The organism is Maribacter sp. Asnod2-G09 (genome assembly GCF_045063795.1).
GTDB lineage: Bacteria > Bacteroidota > Bacteroidia > Flavobacteriales > Flavobacteriaceae > Maribacter.
Map to the genome: position 1 here is coordinate 490147 of NZ_JBEFOA010000003.1, position 23425 is coordinate 513571.

Below are 23425 nucleotides of genomic sequence, written 5' to 3' on the forward strand. Positions count from 1 at the left end.
ATGGCATTTCAAAAAGAGATTATTGTTTCGCATGATGATTTAGACGATTTAAACCATGTAAACAATGTGCGCTATGTACAGTGGATACAAAACATTTCTAAAGAACACTGGCAAACCGTAGCAACTGAAAAAATGCAGCAAGTTGTCATATGGGTAGTATTAACTCATCACATTGAATACAAACGGGCAGCAGTACTAGATGATCCAATTGTTATATCAACACACATAGAATCTAGCTCTGGTGCCAAATGTGTTAGAATTGTAGAGATGAAACACGGCACGACCAAAAAGTTATTGGTTAGATCAAGCACAGAATGGTGTCTTCTTGATAGTACATCTTACAGACCTACACGAATACCTGAAGAAATTAAACAAATATTTCTTTAATTTAGTAAACAACCTCGGGACAAGCCCACGAGGCATTCGTAAGAAAACGACCTTTAATTTTCGAGACAAGCCTCGGAGTATTTAAACCTCGATTATCGAGTAAAACCTTATTAACGTGCGCCTTAGAATCTTAACTGTACTCACTATTTTATTTACTATTCTTTGGAGCACTTCTTGTAGAAAAGATTTTGAATATGCCCCAAGTAACGGTCATCTTTCGTTTTCTAAAGACACCGTTTACCTAGACACCGTTTTCTCTAATATTGGTAGCAGCACGTATACATTAAAAGTTTATAACGACACTAAAGATGATATCATCATACCTACTATTACCCTTAAAAAAGGTGATGAAAGTTTTTATAGATTAAATGTTGACGGTGTTGCGGGCAAAGAATTTGAAAACATTCCGCTTTACGCTGAAGACAGCCTTTTTATTTTAGTCGAAACAACCATTGAGATTAATGACAATACATTAAACGAACTCTTATACACCGATGCCATTCAATTTGATAGCGAACCCTTTCAGCAATCTGTTGAATTAGTGACCTTAGCAAAAGATGCCATATTACTCTATCCTAATATAAACCAGAACAACAGCACAGAAGCTATTGTGCTTTATAATGATGAATCAGGAAACCCAATTGAAATAGAGGGTTTTACAGTACCTGATGAACATTTGAATTTCACAAAAGATAAATCTTACGTTATCTATGGTTATGCAATAGTCCCAGACCAACATGAACTTATTATAGATGCAGGTGCGCGTGTGCATTTTCATCAAAACTCTGGAATTTTAGTGCAAAATGGTGGTACGATTAGTATCAACGGGGAATTAAGTGAAAATGAAGAACTATTAGAAAGTGAAGTTATTTTTGAGGGTGACAGACTTGAAACCGAATTCAACAATATACCAGGGCAATGGGGAGCTATTTGGATAAGTGCTGGAAGCAAGAATAACCACATCAATCATTTAACTATTAAAAATGCTGAATTAGGCTTATTTGTTGAAGGACTAGAGAATGAACCAGAAGAAACCCTGACCATAACAAACAGCCAGATAGTTAATAGCTCAACTTATAATCTGTGGACTAAAAATGCCCACGTAAATGCTGCCAATCTCATATTAGGCAGCGCAGGCAGCTCTTCTCTTTTTATAGAGAATGGTGGTAATTACTCATTTACACATGCAACAATTGCTAACTACTGGAACAAAGGGTTTCGATTTAATGCTAGTTTAGCTATAAGCAACACTTCGATTACCAACTCAAATAACGGATTTGATTTATTGGTTGCAGATTTTAAGAACTGCATCATCGACGGAAATAGTGCTAATGAAATTTTACTTCAAAGCAATAATCAAAATTCTTTCAACTTTAGTTTTCAAAATTGTTATATCAAATTCAACGAAAATCAGTCTTCCGCTGAAAATAATATATTTTACGATTTCGAAGATGAAGCCCACTACCCTAATGTTATTTTAAATGGAGAATTGGATTATTTTCATCCATTTGATAATGATTTTAGAATTGGACTAGATTCTGAAGTCATCGATAAAGGTGATTTAAATATTGCAAATTCTACTCCGTTAGATATCATTGAAACAGTAAGAATACCTAAGCCAGATTTAGGCGCTTATCAAGCAAAAGAGAAAGATTTTTAATCGTATTTCGGGAATAAATGAAAGATTTTTCTCTCACAAGTCCCGTAAACACTCATTTTATCAATATGTCCTCCCTTTTTATAAGGACATTCTAGGTCTAGCTTTTCTTACCTATGTTTAATTTCGTAGTATACGCTATTTCATTTGAATTATACTTACACCATAATCGACTCTGATGCTGTTTCTAATTTGCAGTTACATGCATTTTTAGATGAATATGGTGACTTTGAATGCATAAATACTACCAGCAACCCTTCAGACGGATTAAATGATATTTTAAAGTACACTCCAGATATTGTTTTTATCAATCTTAATAATGACTATTCATCTGTATTTCTAATGGTTACTGAAATACATCAATATATGAATCAGCTACCTATTTTAATTGGTATTGCATCTACAAAGAATTACGCTTACGATGCTATAAAAAATGGGTTCTTCGATTACTGGCTACAACCATTTAATGAATTCGATATTCGAAAATCATTATTGAAACTGCAAAAAAGAATGCCAAAAGAGAAGGCGCCCGCTACTATATGCCTAAAATCATATAACGATTTTCAATACCTAAACACCAACGATATCCTCTACTTAAAGGCAGATAACAATACCACCGAATTTTTCATGAAAGACGGTACAATTATCAACGCCTATAAAACGTTAAAGACTTTTGAAAATACCTTGCCAGATAATTTTATGCGTGTTCACCAAAGTTATATTGTAAACACAAGTTATGTATCTCGTATCAACTTCGGAAAATCTATCTGCGCAATTAAAGCGGTAAACGAGAATATTCCTTTCTCAAAGACATACAGAGAGAATATGAACAACCTTAAGAATATTCTGTCTAAAAACACCTTTTCTTCTTTAAATTAAAGAATTCTCTCACAATTGGTTCGTTTACTAACAGAATCAGGTCATCTACTTAAGACTTAAAATACGTTCCTCATTGCTTAACGAACGGTAGTACTTTGGCTGTATCATAAACCAAAAACCCCTAATAAACAGAAACAGTATGAAAAAAGTTACAAGTATTTTAGCAGTTGCGATAATGACTATAGGTATGGCAACATCGATTATTCAAAACACAGCTAGTGAATTTGACTTCATGAACGACATTTCAAAAGCCTTAACTTGTAATGATTGTGCTTTGCCACCAGATGATAGAAAACCGCCAAAAGGTATTGCATAAATAAGCTCTATAAAACAAAAATAGCCTTTAACAATCATGTTAAAGGCTATTTTTTTATACCTTGGTTTTTAATCCTTATAAAATCATTTTTTTGAACAAGTCTTATTTTTACATAATAATACTCTTTCTACTTTGCCTCAGTTGTTCAAAAACAAAACCTGAAAAGGTAATTCAAGAAACACCTACAACTTTAGACAGTATTTCTATCTGGGCATCTGAAAGCAATAAACCTGAAATAAAAAAAGAAGATAAGTTAGCCTTACAATTAAAAGCATTTAATCTTGCTAAAAATATAGGCAATGACTCTCTAAAAGCGCTATACTTCTCAAACCTTTCTTACAACACTAATTTTATAACTGACAGTTTATTATACCGGAAAATAAATAAACAAGCTATTTTGCTTAACCAGCGGATTAAAGATTCATCTGCTATTGGCAATGCCTATTGGGATTTGGCATATTTTTTTGAAAAATATAATGTTAAGGATAGTGCCTTTTACAACTATTCAGAAGCTTTAGATCTTTTTAATGCCATAGATGATAAATCCAGCATTGGTCAATTGTATTTGAAAATGGCCATTATTCAAATGAAAATTAAAGATTACATAGGTAGCGAAGCAAATACTGTAAAAGCTATAGAAAAATTTAAATTGATTAAGGATGACAAAAAACTATCTGACAGCTATAATCTTTTAGGTATTGTTTTGAACGATTTAGAAGAATATGACAAATCACTATCCTATTACAAAGAATCATTATTTTACCTAAAAAAGACTTCTAATTCTAATATTGAAGAATCCACTCTCATTAATAATACTGGAGTAACCTATAGGAACAACGCACAGTACCTGAAAGCGATTGAAAATTTTGAAGACGTTTTAAGAACTAATAACTTATTCGTAAAAAATCCCTCACTGTACGCCAAGGCGTTAAGCAATCTTGCCACTTCTAAATTATACAATAAAGATACCGTTGATGTTGAAAACCTTTTAATCAAAGCAATTGAAATTAAGCAGAAAGAGAATGACCTAGGTAGTTTAGCCTCAAGTTATTATAATTACGCAGAATACAAGGCATTCGCTAAAGACACTTTAAATGCTATAATCAAAGCCAAAGAATCTGAAAGGTTAGCATACGAAGGAAATTCTAATGAGCAGCTTTTAAAAACATGGCAATATTTAGCAATCTTAGACAAACAATATGCTTCAGACTATTTTAAAAAGTTTACTACACTTAACGATAGTCTACAAAAAGAAGACCGCAAGCAGCAAAATAAATTTGCTCGCATACGCTTTGAAACCGATGAGTTCATAGCCGAAAATATAGAGCTTGAAAGCGAGAAAGAAGTACTTTCTAAACAAAAGCAAATTTGGATCGGTATTGCCACCGGATTCTTTTTACTTGGTCTCTCTGTCTATATTATAATCAATCAGCGTGCAAAAAATCAAAAACTTAGGTTTGACCAGCAGCAGCAAGCAAACAATCAAGAGATTTTCAACCTCATGTTAATGCAAAAGCAAAAAGTTGATGAAGTAAAACGACTCGAACAAAAGCGAATATCAGAAGAACTTCATGATGGTGTACTTGGTAAAATGCTAGGTGCCCGAATGATATTAACAGGCTTAAATAAGCGTGCTACAGACGAGGCGATTCAAGAAAAATCTAAAGCACTTGGGTCTTTACAAGAAATTGAGAATGAAATAAGATCAATATCTCACGAGCTTAGCCATAGTGCTTATCAAAAAATAAATAATTTTACAGATTCTGTTGAAACCCTTCTGGCAAACAACAAAAATGCGAACATTAAAACAATCTTTCATTTTAACGAAGATGAAAATTGGGATAGCTTAGCTGGCGATATTAAAATTAATGTGTACCGAATAATACAAGAAACGTTTCAAAACGCTATTAAACATTCGAAATGTACATACTTCGAAGTCACTTTTTATAGAAATGACGATCAATTCAATGTTATCATGAGCGATAACGGAATTGGCTACAACATTAATAAGGGCAAAAAAGGTATTGGTATTAGAAATATTACCTCTAGAATAGATAAACTAAATGGCACCTTTCATATAGATTCTACTGAAGGACAAGGCACTACAATTTCTCTTAATATTCCGGTAAATATGAAGATTAAAAAAAGCGCTAATAATAATACCTAATATAAAAACGTTTAGTAAATTACAATAGAATCGTAATTTATGAACACTGTACGAATTTTAGCGGTAGATGATCACGAAATGACTGCTCTTGGATATAAATATATTCTTGAGGATTCTGAATTTGATGATTTTAATGTTAAGGTAGAAATTGCCACAAGTTTTGAAAAGGGCAAAACGAAGATCGAAACTTCAAAACGCGCCGTACCTTACGATATAATTTTATTAGATATTCAATTATTTTCTCCAGAATCTAAAGACCCTAGAACAGGTATTGACTTAGGTATTGTTGCCAGAAACGAAGTACCCAATTCAAAGGTAGTATTCATGTCTTCTTACAGTGACAATTATAGAATAAACAACATTTTTAAAACCGTAAATCCAGATGGGTATATGGTTAAATCTGAAATAGACGAAATGTCGCTTAAAACAATGGTAGAAACCATTGTTAACGAATCTCCTTATTATACTGCTAGTGCCTTATCTGCAATACGTCGCAGAATGTCAACCAACATCGTTATTGATGAACAAGATCAAAAGATTCTTTACCATCTATCTCAAGGCATACACACTAGAGATATTGCACCATTAATTGGATCTGCAAATACTACTGTAGAAGCTAGAAAACGACAGCTAAAAGCCTTATTCGACGTTAAAAATGGTAATGACCTTGCCTTAATAAACGAAGCAAAAACACGAGGCTTTTTATAATATACTCCACGAAATCATAACTTACTGAATGTCATGTATTTATGTTATTTAAGTTCATTTTATCATAATATCCTCCGAAATTCTAAGGTTTTCCTAAGTCAAATTGCAAAGTGAGAAAAGTATCTTTATGTTAAAGAATGCTATAAATTTCCACCTTTATGCCGTTTAACTACGAAAATTTTATTAATAATTCAAAATTAGAATATACCAAAGAGATTTCTGGTATTGATGAATTTCTAAGTGCTATTGGTTTTCATTACTTTTCTAGTGTAAAGCTTAACAACCAGCATATTACCTTTAATTCTATCAGTTTAGTTTTAGAAGTTACCTGCAACTTGGATTTACTTGAACTACTTGCCCACTTTAATACAGGTAGATGGGGAAATAGTGGAAAAGAAGATTCTCCATTACATATTGCTTTAGAGACTCTTGATACAAAAAATCAATACAACATTGATATTGAAGAATTTACACTATTCTTAAATGACACCAGTATTGTAATAAAAAGAATTTATGACAGAAGCATATCAACGCAACTAAATGATATTTTAAAACAAATAGCATTTAATTATGTGTTTTTAACAAGAGGACTTACTCAAAAACCTTACGAAATTTTTGTTCCAATATTCGAAGATTATATCGAGAATATTGATGCAGATGATGACCAATTAAATATGGCTCCAAAATCTTATTCAGAATTTTGGGGAATTTACTTAGATAAAGATGATGAGGCTTCTATTTACGACGTAAATAAGAATACTTATGTTAGTGGTGATTTAGAGTTTTTATCTGAATAAAAACTCTAAATCAATTACTAACCTCTAGTTATGCATTAAATATTGGTCTTGTATTCATCATTGCATTAACCTTTCCTTTCACTTCCTTTATAATAGTTTCATTTTCAGGATTTGTAATTACCTGATCAATAAAATCTACTACTTTTTCCATATCGCTTTCAACCAGACCTCTTGTAGTTATTGCTGCTGTTCCAAAACGAATACCAGAAGTTACAAATGGCGATTTATCATCAAATGGTACCATATTTTTATTAGCAGTAATATCTGCTAAAACCAATGCTTTCTCAGCATCTTTACCTGAAATATCTTTATTTCTTAGATCTATCAGCATCATGTGATTATCTGTACCATCAGAAATGATATTATAACCTCGTTTCACAAAAGATTTAGCCATTGCATCGGCATTTGTTTTTACTTGAGCTATATACGTTGCGTATGACTCTGTTAACGCTTCACCAAAGGCAATTGCCTTACCAGCGATAACATGTTCTAATGGACCACCTTGATTTCCTGGAAAAACAGCTAAATCTAATAAAGCAGACATTTTTCTAAGATTTCCATTTTTAAGTTTGATACCAAACGGATTTTCAAAATCAGCCCCCATCAATATCAGTCCACCTCTTGGTCCTCTTAATGTTTTATGTGTTGTTGTTGTTACAATATGACAATGAGGAATTGGGTTATTTAAAAGACCCTTAGCAATTAATCCTGCAGGGTGAGAAATATCTGCTAATAAAATAGCATTCACACTATCTGCAATCTTACGAAAACGCTCAAAATCCATATCTCTAGAATATGCAGAAGCTCCGGCTATAATAAGCTTTGGCTGTTCTTTTGTAGCTACTTCTTGAATTTTATCATAATCTAACCTTCCAGTTTCTTTATCTACCCCGTAAAATACAGGATTATATAATCTACCTGAAAAATTAACAGGCGAACCATGTGTTAGGTGACCACCATGCGATAAATCGAATCCTAAAATTTTATCACCTGGCTGTAAACATGCGTGATATACCGCAGCATTAGCTTGAGAACCAGAATGAGGCTGCACATTTGCATATGCCGCTCCAAATAGCTCTTTTGCTCTATCAATAGCCAACTGCTCTACTTTATCTACTACTTCGCAACCGCCGTAATATCTTTTACCAGGATACCCTTCAGCATACTTATTTGTAAGTACTGAGCCTTGAGCTTCCATTACCTGAGGACTAGTAAAATTTTCAGAGGCAATTAATTCAATGCCATTGATTTGACGTTGTCTCTCTCCTTCAATTAAATTAAAAATAGTGGTGTCGCGTTGCATGATAATATTTCTTTTAAATAAGTTGCAAAAATACAAATAGCGCATCTATTGAAATGCAAAAAAGAACACAAACACATAACTTATTTATTAAAATTAGTTAATAACTATACTCTTATAGCTTTTTAAAAATTATTGAATTCATGCATCTCATCGAATATATACTATTCATCATCCTATTACGTTTAATAATAACCCTTTTATGGCACGGCTGTTGAATAGCTATTATAAATCATAAAAATAATAGACATGAAAAAATTTCTACTATTTAGTTTTATCGGCCTACTACTTTCTTGTAGTGGTGTCAAAAAAACGCAGGAGGCTCTGAACTCTGGTAATTACGAGACTGCTATTAATAAAGCAGTAATGAATATTGCAGAGAATAAGACCAAAAAAAGCAATCAGCAATATATAATTCTTCTTGAGGAAGGATATAAAAAAAATACCGAAAGAGAGCTGCAACACATTAAATTCCTTAAAAAGGATGGTAACGCTGCAAACTATGAAGAGATTTTCAATGCCTACGGTAGGCTTAAATCTATTCAAGAGCGAATTCGCCCCTTACTGCCGTTACAAATTCAAGATGAGGGTAGAAGAGCGCAATTCAGCTTTAAAAATTACGATGATGATATCATTGCCGCAAAATCTAAATTATCTGAGTTTTTATATAACAAGGCAAATACACTTTTAACTGACGCTAACTATAAAGCTGATTTTAGAAATGCGTACAATGATTTAAATTATTTACAGGAAATAAATCCGAATTATAAAGATGTTATTTCAAAAATAGATGAAGCATATCAAAAAGGCTTAGATTATGTAATTGTTGATATGACAAACAATACAAATCAGATTATACCAAAAAGGTTAGAAGATGAACTTTTAAATTTGAATACATACGGACTGAACTCTAACTGGACGGAATACCATACGAACAGAATACAAAATCAAGTGTATGATTATCAAATGGAAGTTTCTTTTCAAGACATAAACATCTCTCCTGAACAAATTAAGGAGAAACAAATTAGCAAGGAAAGACAAATTAAAGATGGTTATACTTTTGTAGAAGACCGCAATGGCAATGTAGTTTCTGACAGTTTAGGCAATAGCATTAAAGTTGACAAATTTAAAACGGTACGATGTGATTTTTACCAGTTTACACAGTTTAAAAGTGCACAGGTAACTGGTGTCGTAAATTTTATTGATTTAAAAAAACAACAAAAAATAAATCAATATCCTTTAACCAGTCAATTCATATTCGAACATATTTATGCTAATTACGATGGCGATAAAAGAGCGTTGGACAATGACCTGGTTTCTCTTTTACAACTCGCAAGAGTACCATTCCCCAGCAATGAACAAATGGTTTATGATGCCGGTGAAGATTTAAAGAATAATCTTAAAAATATATTGAACAATCAAAGTTTCAATTAAAAAAGAGCCCCGTAATTCCGGGGCTTTTTTTATATGTATTGTTCTAGCTCAATATTAGATATTGCATTGTGCGAATCATGCACTACCACTACCCCATTCTTTACTATTAATAGCTGAGGAGATTGATGCATTACACCAAACTCATCAGCAACGGCATTAGAAACATCTCTATTCGCCAACAAATCTAAAAAGTAAAGATCCATTTGTCCCTCTTCTAGCCCGTAACTACTTTTGAACATATTCAGCACCATTCTACTAATTCCGCAAGATGTGGAATGTTTGAATATGAGCTGCGGCCTACTACTAGACACTTCTTTGATATCACTTAACTGAGCCACAGAGTTCAGAGGTATCCACGGTATGCCTGATGATTTTTTTTCATCACCATCGCTAGAACCTCCAAATAAACCACCAAATATTCCCATAAAATTCTTAATTTAATATTGTCATTTCAACACATCTAAGCTGACTAATTGTCAGTCTATTTTTTGATTTTTCAGCCATTTTGTCCTGAAATCTTAATTGGTAAGATTGTTGAATATTACCTATCAAAAGTATTACAATTAACTAAAACCTAAAGAATATGAATATAAATAATTTCACAATAAAATCACAGGAGGCTATTCAACAAGCCCAGCTGATTGCCCAAAATAACGGACATCAGCAAATTGAAAACGAACACCTATTTAAAGCCCTTACCGAAGTTGAAGAAAATGTAATGCCCTTTTTAATTAAAAAGCTTGGGATTAATTTTTCACTAGTTCAACAAATTTTAGAAAAAGAACTTTTAAGCTTTCCTAAAGTTGAAGGCGGTGACTTACAATTTTCTAGAGAAGCCAGTAAGACTTTAAATGAAGCCAGTATCATCGCCAAAAAAATGGAAGATGAATATGTTTCTATAGAGCATCTATTTTTAGCCATCTTAAAATCTAAAAGTAAGATATCCCAAATCTTAAAAGATCAAGGAGCAACCGAGAAAGATTTAATGGCTGCAATAGATGAATTGCGTAATGGCGACAAGGTTACTTCACAAAGTGCTGAAGACAACTATAACTCACTTAATAAATACGCTAAAAACCTTAATGAATTAGCAGATAGCGGCAAACTAGATCCCGTAATTGGGCGTGACGAAGAAATACGTAGAATTTTACAAATCTTATCAAGACGTACTAAAAACAATCCTATTCTAGTAGGTGAACCTGGTGTGGGTAAAACCGCTATAGTTGAGGGTTTAGCACATAGAATTATTCAGGGCGATATTCCTGAAAACCTAAAGGATAAAGTAATTTACTCTTTAGATATGGGAGCTTTAATTGCTGGTGCCAAGTACAAAGGTGAATTTGAAGAACGACTAAAAGCTGTTATAAAAGAAGTTGTTAGTGCCGATGGTAATATCATCTTATTCATTGACGAGATACACACGCTTGTTGGTGCAGGCGGCGGACAAGGCGCTATGGATGCCGCTAATATTTTAAAACCAGCACTTGCAAGAGGCGAGTTAAGATCTATTGGCGCAACTACTTTAGATGAATATCAAAAGTATTTTGAAAAAGACAAAGCTCTTGAAAGAAGATTTCAAAAGGTGGTTGTAGACCAGCCCGATACTGAAAGTGCTATTTCCATCCTTAGAGGTATAAAAGAAAAGTATGAAGCTCATCATAAAGTACGTATTAAAGATGAGGCGGTTATTGCTGCTGTTGAATTATCACAACGGTATATAACCAATAGATTCTTGCCAGACAAGGCTATTGACCTTATGGATGAGGCTGCATCTAAACTTAGAATGGAAATTAATTCTAAACCAGAAGAGCTTGATGTGCTTGATCGTAAAATAATGCAGATCGAAATTGAAATCGAAGCGATTAAACGTGAAGATGACAAGCAAAAACTTAAGGTATTAAATCTAGATTTAGCCAACATAAAAGAAGAGCGAAATGAAATTTTTGCACAATGGGAAAGTGAAAAATCTGTAGTTGATAATATTCAACAGACAAAACTCGACATTGAAAATTTTAAAGCTGAAGCTGAACGCGCTGAACGAAATGGCGACTATGGCAAAGTAGCAGAAATTAGATACGGTAAAATTAAAGAAGCGCAAGAGAGTTTAACGAAGCTACAAGATGACTTAGCAGAGCAACAACATGCGGGTACTTTAATAAAAGAGGAAGTTACTAGTGATGATATCGCAGAAGTAGTTGCAAAATGGACAGGCATACCTGTTACTAAAATGTTGCAAAGTGAACGCGAAAAGCTATTGAAACTTGAAGAAGTTTTACACAAACGCGTGGTAGGTCAAGAAGAAGCTATTGAAGCAGTTTCTGATGCTATACGTAGAAGTAGAGCCGGACTCCAAGATTCTAAAAAACCTATTGGTTCGTTTCTTTTCTTAGGAACTACAGGTGTTGGTAAAACTGAGCTTGCTAAAACCTTGGCGTCGTACTTATTCGATGATGAGAATGCCATGACAAGAATAGACATGAGCGAATATCAAGAAAGACATTCGGTTAGTAGACTTGTAGGTGCACCTCCAGGATATGTAGGTTATGATGAAGGCGGACAATTGACTGAAGCGGTTCGTAGAAGACCTTATTCTGTTGTGCTTTTAGATGAGATCGAAAAAGCGCATCCAGATACTTTCAATATCTTATTACAAGTATTAGACGAAGGTAGATTGACTGATAACAAAGGTCGTGTTGCTGATTTTAAGAATACAATTATTATCATGACAAGTAACATAGGTAGTGACATTATTCAAGAAACATTTGAAAATGCAGTAGATGTTGTTAGTGCAGCTGAGACTGCCAGAGTTGAAGTTCTGGGCCTTTTAAAGAAAACGGTTCGACCTGAGTTTATAAATAGAATCGATGATATTGTAATGTTTACACCTTTGACTAAAGACAACATCAAAGAAATTGTAAGACTACAATTGGAAAGTTTAAAGAAAATGTTAGACAAACAACAAATTACTTTAGACGCTACAGAAGAAGCTATAGATTATTTGGCAGAGAAAGGTTACGACCCTCAATTTGGCGCAAGACCGGTTAAAAGAACTATCCAGAAAGAAGTTCTAAACAACATGTCTAAAGCGTTACTAAGTGGTGAAATTAAAGCTGACAGCGTTGTTTTACTTGACGCCTTTGACAATAGTTTAGTTTTTAGAAATCAAGAGGAAATTACAGTATAATTTTTAAAATTTGTTAGAAAAGCGTTCATATGAAATATATGAGCGCTTTTTTTTATTAACAGTATATACCATACAGTATAGATTATTTATCTTTACATAAAACAGTCTATTATGTCAACCAAAGCCGAAAGAACTACCGCATTTATTATTGAGACTGTCGCACCCGTTTTTAATAAACACGGGTATGTAGGCACAAGTATGAGCGATTTAACCGATGCAACTAATTTAACCAAAGGTGCGCTATACGGTAATTTCGAAAATAAAGAAGCATTAGCGTTAGCGGCATTTGAATACAACAGAAGCTTACTGTTAACTGCTATCGATGAACATTTATCAATTGAAGGTAAGGCTATGGCCAAAATTGAGAATCTTATTGAGTTCTATAAAAAGTACGACATATTCACCATGAAAATGGGTGGTTGCCCTATTTTAAACGTTGGTATAGATGCACAACACAATAACAAACTACTTGCTGCCGCCGCAAAGGAAACCATAAAGGATATTGAAGGAAAAATAGCCTTAGTCTTTGAAAACGGAATAAATAAAGGAGAGCTTAAACTACCGGTTTCTCCATTACAATTCTCAAAACAATTATTTACGATTATTCAAGGTGCCATTGCAATGGCTACGATTACAAAAGACCGTAAATACCTACTGAATACAGTAACTTATTTAGATGTATTAATTAAGAGAGAACTTAAATAAACCTTTGTATCACTCTTTAAGTTTTCTAAACGGTACAAACTAGATTAGTTAGATTTACTACTCCCCCGTAACCCTGAATATCCAGATTTTATCAGTGTACTTCCCTCCTAATTTGGAGTCTCTAGCTTCTCTAGCTTCTTTGATGAAGTTGTATTTTGCTAGATAAACATAATTATACTTATTCTTTTGCCTAAAGAATGATTTTGCATTGATTCCTTTTTTCTGCATATCTACCAAGAAAGCGTCTAAATACTTCTTAGTACCAAATACATTGGCAATTAAGTAATAACCAGGCTCTAAAGAACCTTCTTTGGTTACTTCTTCATACTTCTCACCAGCTTTAACCTTTACAACTTCATTTCGCATTGCTAAAGCTTCACTTTGAGCTATAGAATCTTGACGCTGCTTTTGAGCCAATGCAATTGCCTCAGATTCTCTCTTCATTACCGTAGCAATTGAATCTTGTTGTCTCTGCTGCCTCAATGCTTTTGCAGAAGCTAATGCTTGTGCTGCCCTTGCATTTTCTACAGAATCTCTTTTTCTTCTGATATCTCTTTTCGATTCTTTTACAACCAAATCAGATTTTCTTGAAGCTAACTGAATTGAATCTTTTAATCTATTACTTTCAATAAGTGCCAAACGCTCTTGCTTTTTAGATTCACGTTTTAAAGCTAACTTTTCTGCCTTTGTTAATTCATTAGACATTACTTCTTTCTCCTCTTGCTTAACAAGTGCATCTTCTTTTTGCTTTTCCTCTCCAGCAATTAATTGTTCTTCGAGTTTTTCTTCAGGTGTTTGAAGTGTACCTAACTTATATGATGTTACCAATTCGAAAGAAGGGTCTTGACCTTTTAAATCTGAGCTAGTACCCACTTCAATTAGCGCACCAAAAGAGAATCGCTTAAAGAAACGACCTCCAACACCTCCTGAGAATCCGTAAAAACTATTGTAACCTGCCTGTGCCCAATATTTATTGGTTGTTAATAACCCCGTTAAACCTACTTGATTATCTAAACCCGGTATTGTCTTGTAATATAGCATAGGTCTTAAAATCGAACTATCATCTGTATTTAAAACGCTAACCGGAATATCATAACTTACCAAAGCCTGAAACATTCTATCATCAGGACTAGAGTTACGCTCATTAGAAGTGAAATTATAATCGAATAAATTTTCTGAGACTAGACCAATATTAAATCTATCGATACTCAAATTAACTCCTGGCGCCATTTGCAGAATAAAATCATTCTCTGCAGTAGTCTGTATTGGGTTAGGTACAAAAAAGCGATCATCTGCTAACTTCTGCTGAAATGCAAATACATTTAAACCAACACCTAAAATAATACCTTCACTCAATTCTATCGTATGAGCATAATTAAGAGCCGCACCTGTATTCAAGAAAATTCCTGTATTGTGCTGAAAAAAACCAACACCGGCTGCAGAAACATCATTAAGTCTTGTTGTATAATTTAAAAATAATGAAGTTGGATCACCATCATAAGATTGCCATTGCCATCTAGCCCATAAAGCTACTGAAGAAGGGTTATTGTGATCTAAACTATAAGCAGGATTTATCAAGCTCCCGTTATACTCCGTGAGGTTTTGCTGCCTAAAATCAGTAGGTAAAACGACTTCTTGAGCCTTAAGACCTAGAACTACAAATCCGATAAGAAGCGCCCCACAAAAATTTTTCATATGCAAAAAAACAAAAAATAGACTATTTATAGTACTATTTTGAAGTAATTTTAGTTATTAATTTAATACACCAAACATAATTTCATGAAAGCATTCAAAATTGTTCTTTTTATTTTGCTAGCAATCAATCTTTCTTGCAAAGATGAACCAGTAATTGATAAATCACAAGAACAAACTTCAATTTCCACATTTTACCTTATAAGACATGCAGAAAAGGATAGAAGTAATCTCGATGATTCTGACCCAGAGCTGAACCAAAAAGGCTTAGGTAGAGCTATGCATTGGGCAGAAATTCTTGCCGATACAGAATTAAACGCTATTTATTCTACGGACTACAACAGAACCGCAATGACTGCTGCACCGACTTCTGTAAAGCAAAATATCGATGTTCAATATTACGACCCTAGCATGATCGATATTGCGCAATTCAAAAAAGACAATTTAAATAATAATGTTTTAGTTGTTGGTCACAGCAATACTACGCCTGAGTTTGTCAACAAATTAATTGACGAGCAAAAATATTTTGATATTGATGATAGTGAGAACGGAACCCTATTTATTGTCAAAATTATTAATGGTACATCTTCGGTAGAAAAACTTATTTTTAACTGTAACTGTCCCGACTAATATTTCCATCTTTTAATAACAACAGCAATTAGCTTTAAAAGGCTAAGACATTCTTTTAATTGTTCTTACTTTTGCCTAAGATGCAGAATACAATAAACATTAAGAATAAAAGAGCTCGTTTTGAATATGAGCTTTTAGATAAATATACGGCAGGTATCGTTCTAGCGGGTACCGAGATCAAAGCTATTCGAGAAGGCAGAGCTTCTATCTCAGAAAGTTTTTGCGAGTTTAACGATAGAGATGAACTATTTGTAATTAATATGCAAATAGATGAGTATTCTCATGCATCTCATTTTAACCACAAGCCAAAAGCAGAGCGTAAATTACTTTTACAAAGAAGAGAACTTAAAAAACTCAGTAAAGAAGTAAACACATCTGGCTTAACGATTGTACCACTTCGTGTATTTGTCAATGAAAGAGGTTTTGCAAAAATGCAAATCGCATTAGCAAAAGGTAAAAAGCTTTACGATAAAAGAGAATCTATTAAGGATCGCGATAACAAGAGAGACCTTGATCGCATTAAAAAGAATTTCAATAATTAATTTTTATTTTCTAGTAAAGGCACAAATCTAAAAGAACCGTACTCTGTTTTCGAGAACTCTTTTTCTGTGGTTCTCACAAATAAAGTCATTATTTGTTCTTCAAAACCAATAGGTATCACTAACCTACCCCCTACTTTTAGTTGAGCTAATAATGCTTTTGGTACTGCTGGCGCACCGGCAGTTACTATTATACGATCAAATGGGGCTTCTTTAGGCAGGCCTTTATAACCATCACCAAAAATTACTTGTTTAGGTCTGTAACCCATCTTCTTAAAAAAGAGATTCGTTTTCTTGAATAGCTCTAACTGTCTTTCAACAGTATACACTTTAACCTTTAATTTTAAAAGAACGGCAGTTTGATACCCACTACCCGTACCAATTTCCAAAACTTTTTGTCCGGGTTCGAGTTCTAGTAATTCTGTTTGAAAAGCTACGGTGTATGGATGCGAAATCGTTTGGTTTGCAGCAATAGGAAAGGCTTTGTTTTGATAGGCATGCCCCTCAAAACTACTATCAATAAACAAATGTCTAGGTATCTCCCTAACGGCATCTAGCACTTTTTTATCAGCTATTCCTTTGTCTATCAATACTTGCGCTAAATGGTTGCGCATTCCCCTGTGTTTTAAGGTATCTTTCAATGGTAGTCGGTTTGTCCTTCAAAGTTAACAAAGTTCTTCAAACGACGGAAGAAGCAACGAAAACTAATCTTTATTTTTTATAAAATTGAAATACCGCATAGGATAAAAGTACCTAACTATGCGTATTTTTGGGGAAAACGAAACAAATGCTAAAAGTTGGTGTTTTAGGAGCTGGGCATCTAGGTAAAATCCACCTTAGACTTCTAAACGAATCTAAAAAATATGAACTGATAGGGTTTCACGATGCCGATAGTTCAAACGGAGAAAAAGTAAGTTCAGAGTTCGGATATACTTATTTTAAAAACCTCGATGATTTAATTGATGCCGTTGATGTAGTTGATATCGTAACTCCTACGCTTTCACATTACGATTGTGCTAAAAAGGCTATCGAAAAGAGTAAGCATATTTTCATCGAAAAACCCATCACCCATACCTTAGAAGAAGCTAACTCACTTCTTGCCTTAGAAAAAGAATATGGAGTGAAAGGACAAGTGGGACATGTAGAACGTTTTAATCCTGCTTTTACTTCTGTAAAACACGCTATCAACGAACCAATGTTCATTGAAGCACATAGATTGGCTGAATTTAACCCTAGAGGTACAGATGTACCTGTAGTTTTAGATTTAATGATTCATGATATCGATGCTATTTTAAGTGTTGTAAATTCTGAAGTCATACAGGTTAATGCTAGCGGAGTTTCAGTTATTAGTCAATCGCCAGATATTGCAAATGCTAGATTAGAGTTTGCAAACGGTTGTGTTGCCAATTTAACAGCTAGTAGAATTTCTTTAAAAAACATGAGAAAATCGCGCTTCTTTCAAAAGGATGCGTACATCTCGGTAGATTTTCTAGAAAAGAAAGTTGAAGTTGTAAAAATGAAAGATGCACCAGAAGCACCTGGAGATTTCGACATGATTTTACAGAATGCTGAAGGTATTAAAAAGCAGATTTATTTTGAGAATCCGTCTATAGAGACCAACAATGCCATCTTAGATGAACTTGAATCTTTTGCAGAGGCAATCAACAACGATACAATCCCAGTAGTAAGTTTAAAACAAGGTACACAAGCACTAAAAGTTGCTTTACAAATTATCGCAGCATTTAATCCAAAGAAAATATGAATACAATAGCAGTTATAGGCGCAGGTACAATGGGTAACGGTATAGCCCATGTATTTGCTCAAAACGGATTTCAGGTACATTTAATTGATGTTTCTAAAGAAGCCTTAGATAAAGGTCTAGCCACCATAGCCAAGAATTTGGACAGAATGGTAGCTAAAGAAAAAATAACTACAACTGATAAAGAAAATACACTAGCGAATATTAAATCTTTTACAGAATTGAAAGCAGGTGTATCAAAAGTTGACCTTGCCATTGAAGCTGCCACAGAAAATGTACCAATCAAGCTCAAAATTTTTAAAGAGCTTGATGATGTTTGTGATGCAAATACCATTTTAGCATCTAACACTTCGTCTATTTCCATAACTCAAATAGCTGCCGAAACGAGTAGACCTGAAAAGGTTATTGGTATGCATTTCATGAATCCTGTTCCGATTATGAAATTGGTAGAGATTATTAGAGGTTACAGCACTTCTAACGAAACTACTACTGCAATAATGGAGCTTTCTAAGAAATTAGGAAAAACTCCAACCGAGGTTAACGACTACCCTGGTTTCGTTGCAAACAGAATTTTAATGCCTATGATCAACGAGGCAATTGAAACCTTACATCATGGCGTTGCAGGTGTTGAAGAAATAGATACAGTAATGAAATTGGGTATGGCACACCCTATGGGACCGTTACAGTTAGCAGATTTTATAGGATTAGATGTTTGTCTATCTATATTAAATGTGATGCATGACGGATTCAAAAATCCAAAATACGCACCATCTCCTTTACTAGTAAATATGGTAATGGCAGGTAAAAAAGGCGTGAAATCTGGAGAAGGCTTTTATGATTACGCTGAAAGCAGAAAAGCTGAAGTAGTATCAAACCAATTTACAAACTAGAAGCATTTAAGAATTCATAGTTATATGTCTATAAAAGAAAATCTATTAGCCATTAAAAAGAACATTCCCGACACTGTAACTTTGGTTGCCGTATCGAAAACGAAACCCATTTCATACATTCAACAAGCGTATGATGAGGGGCAACGTGTTTTTGGGGAAAATAGGGTTCAAGAAATGACTGAAAAGTGGGAGAATATGCCAAAAGATATTGAATGGCATATGATCGGACACTTACAACGTAACAAAGTCAAATATATGGCTGAATACGTTTCATTAGTGCACGGTGTTGATAGCCCAAGATTATTGGCAGAAATAAACAAACAAGCAGAAAAACACAACAGAGTTATTTCTTGTTTATTACAGGTACACATTGCAGAAGAGGACACAAAATTCGGGTTTAACGAAGAAGAATTACTTGATTTAGTAGCTAACGAAGAATTTAAAGCTTTCAAAAATGTAAAAATAGTGGGATTGATGGGCATGGCAACCTTTACCGATAACATGAATCAAGTACGTAGAGAATTTGCTAGCCTTAAATCACTCTTTACAAAACTTAAAAGTAATTATGCAGATTTTACTACCCTTTCTATGGGTATGAGCGGTGATTATAACATCGCAATTGAAGAAGGCAGCACCATGGTACGTATAGGAAGTAGTATCTTTGGGTCTAGAAATTAATATCTAAAACATTACCACCCCATAAATTATATTATAATACATGTACGCAATTTTAGATATTGAAACTACTGGCGGGAAATTTAATGAAGAGGGAATCACTGAAATTGCTATTCACAAATTCGATGGTCAAAAAGTAGTTGACAAATTTATAAGCTTAGTAAATCCTGAAAGGGACATACAACCATTTGTTGTTAAACTTACTGGCATCAACAGTAAAATGCTTAAAACAGCACCTAAATTTTACGAGGTAGCTAAGCGTATTATCGAAATTACAGAAGATACAGTTATCGTAGCGCACAACGCTCAGTTCGATTACCGAATTTTGAGAACAGAATTTAGACGTTTAGGTTATAATTTTGAACGCAAAACCCTTTGTACTGTTGACCTTTCTAAATTATTATTGCCAGATGCGGAATCTTATAGTTTAGGGAAACTAGTTAGATCATTAGGTATACCCGTAAGTGATCGACACAGGGCTAATGGTGATGCCCTGGCAACCATCAAATTATTCAAATTATTACTTGCCAAAGACTCTGAAAAAATTATCATAAAAGATACTATTAGAAAAGAAACCCAAGGTGAGCTCTCTGAAAAACAATTAGATATTGTAAGAGACCTACCCAATAAAACGGGGGTCTTTTATATGCATAATAAGGATGGAGATATTATTCACCTTAGTAAATCGAGTGATATAAAAAAGAGAGTCAATCAAATCTTCACCAAAACCAACGATAAATCAAGAAAGCTTACTAAGGACACTAAAAAAGTTACTTTCGAACTAACCGGAAATGAACTTGTCGCTATACTAAAAGAACATGAAGAGCTATTAAAGCTTAGACCCAAGTATAGTATCATTCCTAAAAAAAGAATGTATAGTCACGCTATTTGTAAAAGTGTTAATGAAAATGGATATTATTCATTAGAAATAAAACCTTACAGAGAATGTAAAGAACCATTAGGGCTTTTTAACGGAGTATTTAGCGCCAAGAATTATTTGTATAAAATAACGAAAGAATTCGATTTATGTGAGAAAGTAAACGGCATAAGCGAAGCTCGTAACAATTGTTCTGGTTACGATGAAGGCAATTGCAAAGGTGCATGCATTAATCAAGAAGATGTCGAAGCATACAATAAACGTGTTATTACCGCAACTACCAAAAACAATATTAATGGTAAGAACGTTGTGATAGTAGATAAGGGTCGAGAAATTGGAGAACAAAGTGCTATTTTAATTAAAAATGGCTCTTTAGTTGGCTTCGGATTCTATGATCTTAACTATCAAATAAATAATATTCATATCTTAGAAAGCATAATTACACCTATGAACGGTACTCGCGATGCTAATTATCTTATTGAATCTTATTTAAGAAAGAAGAGAGTACTTAAAATAGTAGAAATAAACGATTAGTTTGAAGGAAGACGAAAAACTATCACCCTGGAAACATAAAATTCATGAAATAATTTATGAAGCAGATACCCCTATGGGTAAATTGTTCGATATTATTCTCTTCATTATTATTATTTTCAGTGTTATTCTTATCATGCTAGAAAGCGTTAAAGCTATCGATGCAGAGTACCACGAAATTCTTTTTGTGCTAGAATGGATTGTTACCATCTTCTTTACCATTGAATACATTGCACGAATTATATCTATAAGAAAACCAAGTGCCTATATATTTAGTTTTTATGGTATTATAGATTTCTTATCCACTATTCCGTTATACATATCTTATATTTTTGCAGGATCACAAGTTCTTTTAGCCGTTCGTGCATTTAGATTATTACGTGTATTTCGTATTTTAAAACTTGCTCGTTTTCTTGGCGAAGCCTCGCAATTAAAAAGAGCTTTAAAAGCTAGTAGAGCAAAAATTACCGTTTTTCTATTTGCCGTACTTATTGCTTCGGTTATGATGGGTACACTCATGTACTTAATAGAAGGTGATGAAGCTGGTTTTACCAGTATACCAACAAGTATCTATTGGACCATCGTTACACTTACCACGGTAGGTTATGGCGATATTGCACCAATTACTCCACAGGGACAAGCAATTGCCACTATTATTATGCTCTTAGGTTATGGCATCATCGCCGTACCAACAGGCATGGTTACGGCTGAATTTTCAAAACAAAACAGAGAAGACACTTCTAATTTAAAAAATTCTGGCAGCTATGTTCATGTAAACACACAATGTTGCCCAACATGTAGCAAAGAAGGTCATAGAGACGATGCTACTCATTGTTATAATTGCGGATCCATATTAAATGAATAAAATACTTATATCGGTAGTAGGCCCAACAGCCATTGGTAAGACCAAATTGGCTATACTTTTAGCCAAGCACTATAAAACAGAAATTATTTCAGCTGATTCTAGACAGTTTTTTAAAGAAATGAACATTGGTACTGCTGTACCTAGTTTAGAAGAACTAGAACAAGCTAATCATCATTTTATACAACACAAAAGCATTACAGAAGAATACACCGTCGGTGATTTTGAACGGGAAGCTATTCAAAAACTATCCGACCTTTTTAAAGTACATGATGTAGTAATTATGGTTGGTGGTAGCGGACTTTATGTAAATGCCGTTACCGATGGCTTAAACACTTTCCCTACAGTAGACCCATCTATTCGTGAAAAGTTAAATTTAGAACTAGCTGAAGATGGTATAAGACCACTACAAAAGAAACTAAAGCAACTAGATCCTATATATTTTGAAAAGGTAGACACCTATAATCCTCAAAGGGTTATTAGGGCATTAGAAGTTGCTATTGGTAGTGGCAGCCCTTATTCTTCGTTTTTAAACAAACCAAAAGCAGATAGAGAATTTAAAGTTTTATCTGTTGGATTGAAAGCTGAACGCCCGTTAATATATGAGCGCATTAATAAACGTGTAGACTTAATGATCGAAGCCGGACTCTTAGAAGAGGCAAAAGGCTTGTTATCATACAAAGAGCAAAACGCCTTGCAAACGGTTGGATACAAAGAGCTTTTTAAGTATTTTGATGGTGAATGGACTTTAGATTTCGCTATATCTGAAATTAAGAAAAATACCAGAAGATTTGCAAAAAGACAATTGACGTGGTTTTTAAGAAACAAAGACACTCAGTGGGTTGAATACGATTACGACCCTAAGACACTATTACCTGAAATTGATAATGATATTGTAAATTTAAAAAATGGTTAAAAAACAAATCTTATTCTTAATGGGTGTTTCAGGTAGTGGAAAATCTACTATTGGTAAGCTACTCGCTGACAAATTACAATTCCCTTTTTTTGACGGCGATAGTTTTCATCCAGAAGCGAACGTAAAGAAAATGAGAGAAGGTCATCCATTAAACGATGATGATCGACAGGGCTGGTTAGAGAAACTGAACGAAGTTGGTATCGAGAATTTATCTACTGGAGCGGTGATTGTATGCTCTTCCCTAAAACAAAAGTATAGAACCATACTAGGACAAAACCTAGAGAACAATCATCAATTTGTTTATTTAGAAGGTAGTTTTGAGCTTATAAACACTCGATTGAACGAACGAAAGAACCATTACATGCCTGCGGGATTATTGCAATCTCAATTCGACGACCTTGAAACTCCCTTAGATGCCCTTACCGTTTCAATAGATCAAACACCCGAAGACATTGTAAACGATATTATCGAAAAGTTATAAAAACAAAAAAGCATCCTAATAGGATGCTTTTTTATACTC

The 23425-nt window shown here is 33.9% G+C and carries 23 protein-coding genes; 19 read left to right on the plus strand and 4 right to left on the minus strand.

The window, feature by feature from the left end:
• The 7 genes from ACJJVT_RS06135 (at position 1) to ACJJVT_RS06165 (ending at position 6911) form a co-directional block, all read left to right on the plus strand.
• Entirely contained in the window at positions 1-387 is a 387-nt protein-coding gene (locus ACJJVT_RS06135; protein ID WP_405397270.1) for an acyl-CoA thioesterase, read from the plus strand.
• 115 nt (positions 388-502) lie between these two features.
• Positions 503-2047 (plus strand): hypothetical protein, encoded by a 1545-nt coding sequence (locus ACJJVT_RS06140; protein WP_405397272.1) that lies wholly within the window; start codon positions 503-505, stop codon positions 2045-2047.
• A gap of 144 nt (positions 2048-2191) precedes the next feature.
• On the plus strand, positions 2192-2923 hold the full coding sequence (locus tag ACJJVT_RS06145; RefSeq protein ID WP_405397273.1) for a LytR/AlgR family response regulator transcription factor: 732 nt from the start codon (positions 2192-2194) through the stop codon (positions 2921-2923).
• 139 nt (positions 2924-3062) lie between these two features.
• Entirely contained in the window at positions 3063-3239 is a 177-nt protein-coding gene (locus ACJJVT_RS06150) for a hypothetical protein (protein ID WP_405397275.1), read from the plus strand.
• A 91-nt stretch (positions 3240-3330) separates the two neighbouring features.
• Positions 3331-5406: an ATP-binding protein gene (locus ACJJVT_RS06155; protein ID WP_405397277.1), complete on the plus strand. Its 2076-nt coding sequence runs from the start codon at positions 3331-3333 to the stop codon at positions 5404-5406.
• A 39-nt stretch (positions 5407-5445) separates the two neighbouring features.
• The gene (locus tag ACJJVT_RS06160) at positions 5446-6114 is read left to right on the plus strand and encodes a histidine kinase (protein ID WP_405397278.1); all 669 of its coding nucleotides are present in this window, start codon (positions 5446-5448) and stop codon (positions 6112-6114) included.
• A 158-nt stretch (positions 6115-6272) separates the two neighbouring features.
• Entirely contained in the window at positions 6273-6911 is a 639-nt protein-coding gene (locus tag ACJJVT_RS06165; RefSeq protein ID WP_299799903.1) for a hypothetical protein, read from the plus strand.
• Positions 6912-6939: 28 nt separating this feature from the next.
• Here the strand turns inward: ACJJVT_RS06165 and glyA are convergent, their stop codons facing one another.
• A complete protein-coding gene (glyA, locus tag ACJJVT_RS06170) occupies positions 6940-8214 on the minus strand; it encodes a serine hydroxymethyltransferase (protein WP_405397280.1) in 1275 nt (424 codons plus the stop codon).
• A 246-nt stretch (positions 8215-8460) separates the two neighbouring features.
• Here glyA and ACJJVT_RS06175 point away from each other — a divergent pair, with 246 nt between their 5' ends.
• Entirely contained in the window at positions 8461-9645 is a 1185-nt protein-coding gene (locus tag ACJJVT_RS06175; RefSeq protein ID WP_405397281.1) for a hypothetical protein, read from the plus strand.
• Between the two features lie 29 nt (positions 9646-9674).
• Here the strand turns inward: ACJJVT_RS06175 and ytxJ are convergent, their stop codons facing one another.
• Positions 9675-10070, minus strand: coding sequence for a bacillithiol system redox-active protein YtxJ (gene ytxJ, locus ACJJVT_RS06180; protein ID WP_405397283.1), 396 nt, complete (start codon positions 10068-10070; stop codon positions 9675-9677).
• A gap of 158 nt (positions 10071-10228) precedes the next feature.
• Between ytxJ and clpB the strand changes: the two genes are divergently transcribed.
• On the plus strand, positions 10229-12829 hold the full coding sequence (gene clpB / locus ACJJVT_RS06185) for an ATP-dependent chaperone ClpB (protein ID WP_405397284.1): 2601 nt from the start codon (positions 10229-10231) through the stop codon (positions 12827-12829).
• A gap of 111 nt (positions 12830-12940) precedes the next feature.
• Positions 12941-13534, plus strand: coding sequence for a TetR family transcriptional regulator C-terminal domain-containing protein (locus ACJJVT_RS06190; RefSeq protein ID WP_405397286.1), 594 nt, complete (start codon positions 12941-12943; stop codon positions 13532-13534).
• Between the two features lie 57 nt (positions 13535-13591).
• Here ACJJVT_RS06190 and ACJJVT_RS06195 read toward each other — a convergent pair whose 3' ends face one another.
• Positions 13592-15229, minus strand: coding sequence for a PorP/SprF family type IX secretion system membrane protein (locus ACJJVT_RS06195; protein ID WP_405397287.1), 1638 nt, complete (start codon positions 15227-15229; stop codon positions 13592-13594).
• Positions 15230-15313: 84 nt separating this feature from the next.
• Between ACJJVT_RS06195 and ACJJVT_RS06200 the strand changes: the two genes are divergently transcribed.
• On the plus strand, positions 15314-15856 hold the full coding sequence (locus tag ACJJVT_RS06200; RefSeq protein WP_405397289.1) for a SixA phosphatase family protein: 543 nt from the start codon (positions 15314-15316) through the stop codon (positions 15854-15856).
• A gap of 80 nt (positions 15857-15936) precedes the next feature.
• Positions 15937-16398: an SsrA-binding protein SmpB gene (gene smpB / locus ACJJVT_RS06205; protein ID WP_299317527.1), complete on the plus strand. Its 462-nt coding sequence runs from the start codon at positions 15937-15939 to the stop codon at positions 16396-16398.
• Here smpB and ACJJVT_RS06210 read toward each other — a convergent pair.
• Complete coding sequence (locus ACJJVT_RS06210; RefSeq protein WP_405397291.1) at positions 16395-17036, minus strand: protein-L-isoaspartate(D-aspartate) O-methyltransferase; 642 nt, start codon at positions 17034-17036, stop codon at positions 16395-16397. The genes smpB and ACJJVT_RS06210 overlap by 4 nt on opposite strands.
• Before the next feature lie 146 nt (positions 17037-17182).
• Here ACJJVT_RS06210 and ACJJVT_RS06215 point away from each other — a divergent pair, with 146 nt between their 5' ends.
• Genes ACJJVT_RS06215 through ACJJVT_RS06245 form a run of 7 tightly spaced genes read left to right on the plus strand, consistent with a single transcriptional unit; the run spans position 17183 to position 23386 of the window.
• Positions 17183-18157: a Gfo/Idh/MocA family protein gene (locus ACJJVT_RS06215; protein ID WP_405397536.1), complete on the plus strand. Its 975-nt coding sequence runs from the start codon at positions 17183-17185 to the stop codon at positions 18155-18157.
• On the plus strand, positions 18154-19044 hold the full coding sequence (locus tag ACJJVT_RS06220) for a 3-hydroxybutyryl-CoA dehydrogenase (RefSeq protein WP_405397292.1): 891 nt from the start codon (positions 18154-18156) through the stop codon (positions 19042-19044). Before ACJJVT_RS06215 ends, ACJJVT_RS06220 begins: the two co-directional genes overlap by 4 nt.
• 24 nt (positions 19045-19068) lie before the next feature.
• Positions 19069-19722 carry a YggS family pyridoxal phosphate-dependent enzyme gene (locus ACJJVT_RS06225; protein WP_405397294.1) on the plus strand — a complete coding sequence of 218 codons (654 nt, stop codon included), beginning with the start codon at positions 19069-19071 and terminating at the stop codon, positions 19720-19722.
• 40 nt (positions 19723-19762) lie between these two features.
• Positions 19763-21130 (plus strand): exonuclease domain-containing protein, encoded by a 1368-nt coding sequence (locus tag ACJJVT_RS06230; protein WP_405397295.1) that lies wholly within the window; start codon positions 19763-19765, stop codon positions 21128-21130.
• A gap of 1 nt (position 21131) precedes the next feature.
• Entirely contained in the window at positions 21132-21992 is an 861-nt protein-coding gene (locus ACJJVT_RS06235; RefSeq protein WP_405397297.1) for an ion transporter, read from the plus strand.
• Positions 21985-22905: a tRNA (adenosine(37)-N6)-dimethylallyltransferase MiaA gene (miaA, locus tag ACJJVT_RS06240; RefSeq protein ID WP_405397298.1), complete on the plus strand. Its 921-nt coding sequence runs from the start codon at positions 21985-21987 to the stop codon at positions 22903-22905. Before ACJJVT_RS06235 ends, miaA begins: the two co-directional genes overlap by 8 nt.
• Entirely contained in the window at positions 22898-23386 is a 489-nt protein-coding gene (locus ACJJVT_RS06245; RefSeq protein WP_405397300.1) for a gluconokinase, read from the plus strand. The genes miaA and ACJJVT_RS06245 overlap by 8 nt, the downstream gene beginning before the upstream one ends.
• The last annotated feature ends 39 nt before the right edge of the window (positions 23387-23425 follow it).

What these genes read in the sequence shown, in the direction of transcription:
- ACJJVT_RS06245 (WP_405397300.1), top strand. Translation starts at nt 22,898, where the DNA reads ATGGTTAAAAAACAAATCTTATTCTTAATGGGTGTTTCAGGTAGTGGA.
- smpB (WP_299317527.1), top strand. Translation starts at nt 15,937, where the DNA reads ATGCAGAATACAATAAACATTAAGAATAAAAGAGCTCGTTTTGAATAT.
- ytxJ (WP_405397283.1), bottom strand. Translation starts at nt 10,070, where the DNA reads ATGGGAATATTTGGTGGTTTATTTGGAGGTTCTAGCGATGGTGATGAA.
- ACJJVT_RS06175 (WP_405397281.1), top strand. Translation starts at nt 8,461, where the DNA reads ATGAAAAAATTTCTACTATTTAGTTTTATCGGCCTACTACTTTCTTGT.
- miaA (WP_405397298.1), top strand. Translation starts at nt 21,985, where the DNA reads ATGAATAAAATACTTATATCGGTAGTAGGCCCAACAGCCATTGGTAAG.
- ACJJVT_RS06190 (WP_405397286.1), top strand. Translation starts at nt 12,941, where the DNA reads ATGTCAACCAAAGCCGAAAGAACTACCGCATTTATTATTGAGACTGTC.
- ACJJVT_RS06225 (WP_405397294.1), top strand. Translation starts at nt 19,069, where the DNA reads ATGTCTATAAAAGAAAATCTATTAGCCATTAAAAAGAACATTCCCGAC.
- ACJJVT_RS06195 (WP_405397287.1), bottom strand. Translation starts at nt 15,229, where the DNA reads ATGAAAAATTTTTGTGGGGCGCTTCTTATCGGATTTGTAGTTCTAGGT.
- ACJJVT_RS06230 (WP_405397295.1), top strand. Translation starts at nt 19,763, where the DNA reads ATGTACGCAATTTTAGATATTGAAACTACTGGCGGGAAATTTAATGAA.
- glyA (WP_405397280.1), bottom strand. Translation starts at nt 8,214, where the DNA reads ATGCAACGCGACACCACTATTTTTAATTTAATTGAAGGAGAGAGACAA.
- ACJJVT_RS06215 (WP_405397536.1), top strand. Translation starts at nt 17,183, where the DNA reads ATGCTAAAAGTTGGTGTTTTAGGAGCTGGGCATCTAGGTAAAATCCAC.
- ACJJVT_RS06160 (WP_405397278.1), top strand. Translation starts at nt 5,446, where the DNA reads ATGAACACTGTACGAATTTTAGCGGTAGATGATCACGAAATGACTGCT.
- ACJJVT_RS06150 (WP_405397275.1), top strand. Translation starts at nt 3,063, where the DNA reads ATGAAAAAAGTTACAAGTATTTTAGCAGTTGCGATAATGACTATAGGT.
- ACJJVT_RS06200 (WP_405397289.1), top strand. Translation starts at nt 15,314, where the DNA reads ATGAAAGCATTCAAAATTGTTCTTTTTATTTTGCTAGCAATCAATCTT.
- ACJJVT_RS06165 (WP_299799903.1), top strand. Translation starts at nt 6,273, where the DNA reads ATGCCGTTTAACTACGAAAATTTTATTAATAATTCAAAATTAGAATAT.
- clpB (WP_405397284.1), top strand. Translation starts at nt 10,229, where the DNA reads ATGAATATAAATAATTTCACAATAAAATCACAGGAGGCTATTCAACAA.
- ACJJVT_RS06135 (WP_405397270.1), top strand. Translation starts at nt 1, where the DNA reads ATGGCATTTCAAAAAGAGATTATTGTTTCGCATGATGATTTAGACGAT.
- ACJJVT_RS06220 (WP_405397292.1), top strand. Translation starts at nt 18,154, where the DNA reads ATGAATACAATAGCAGTTATAGGCGCAGGTACAATGGGTAACGGTATA.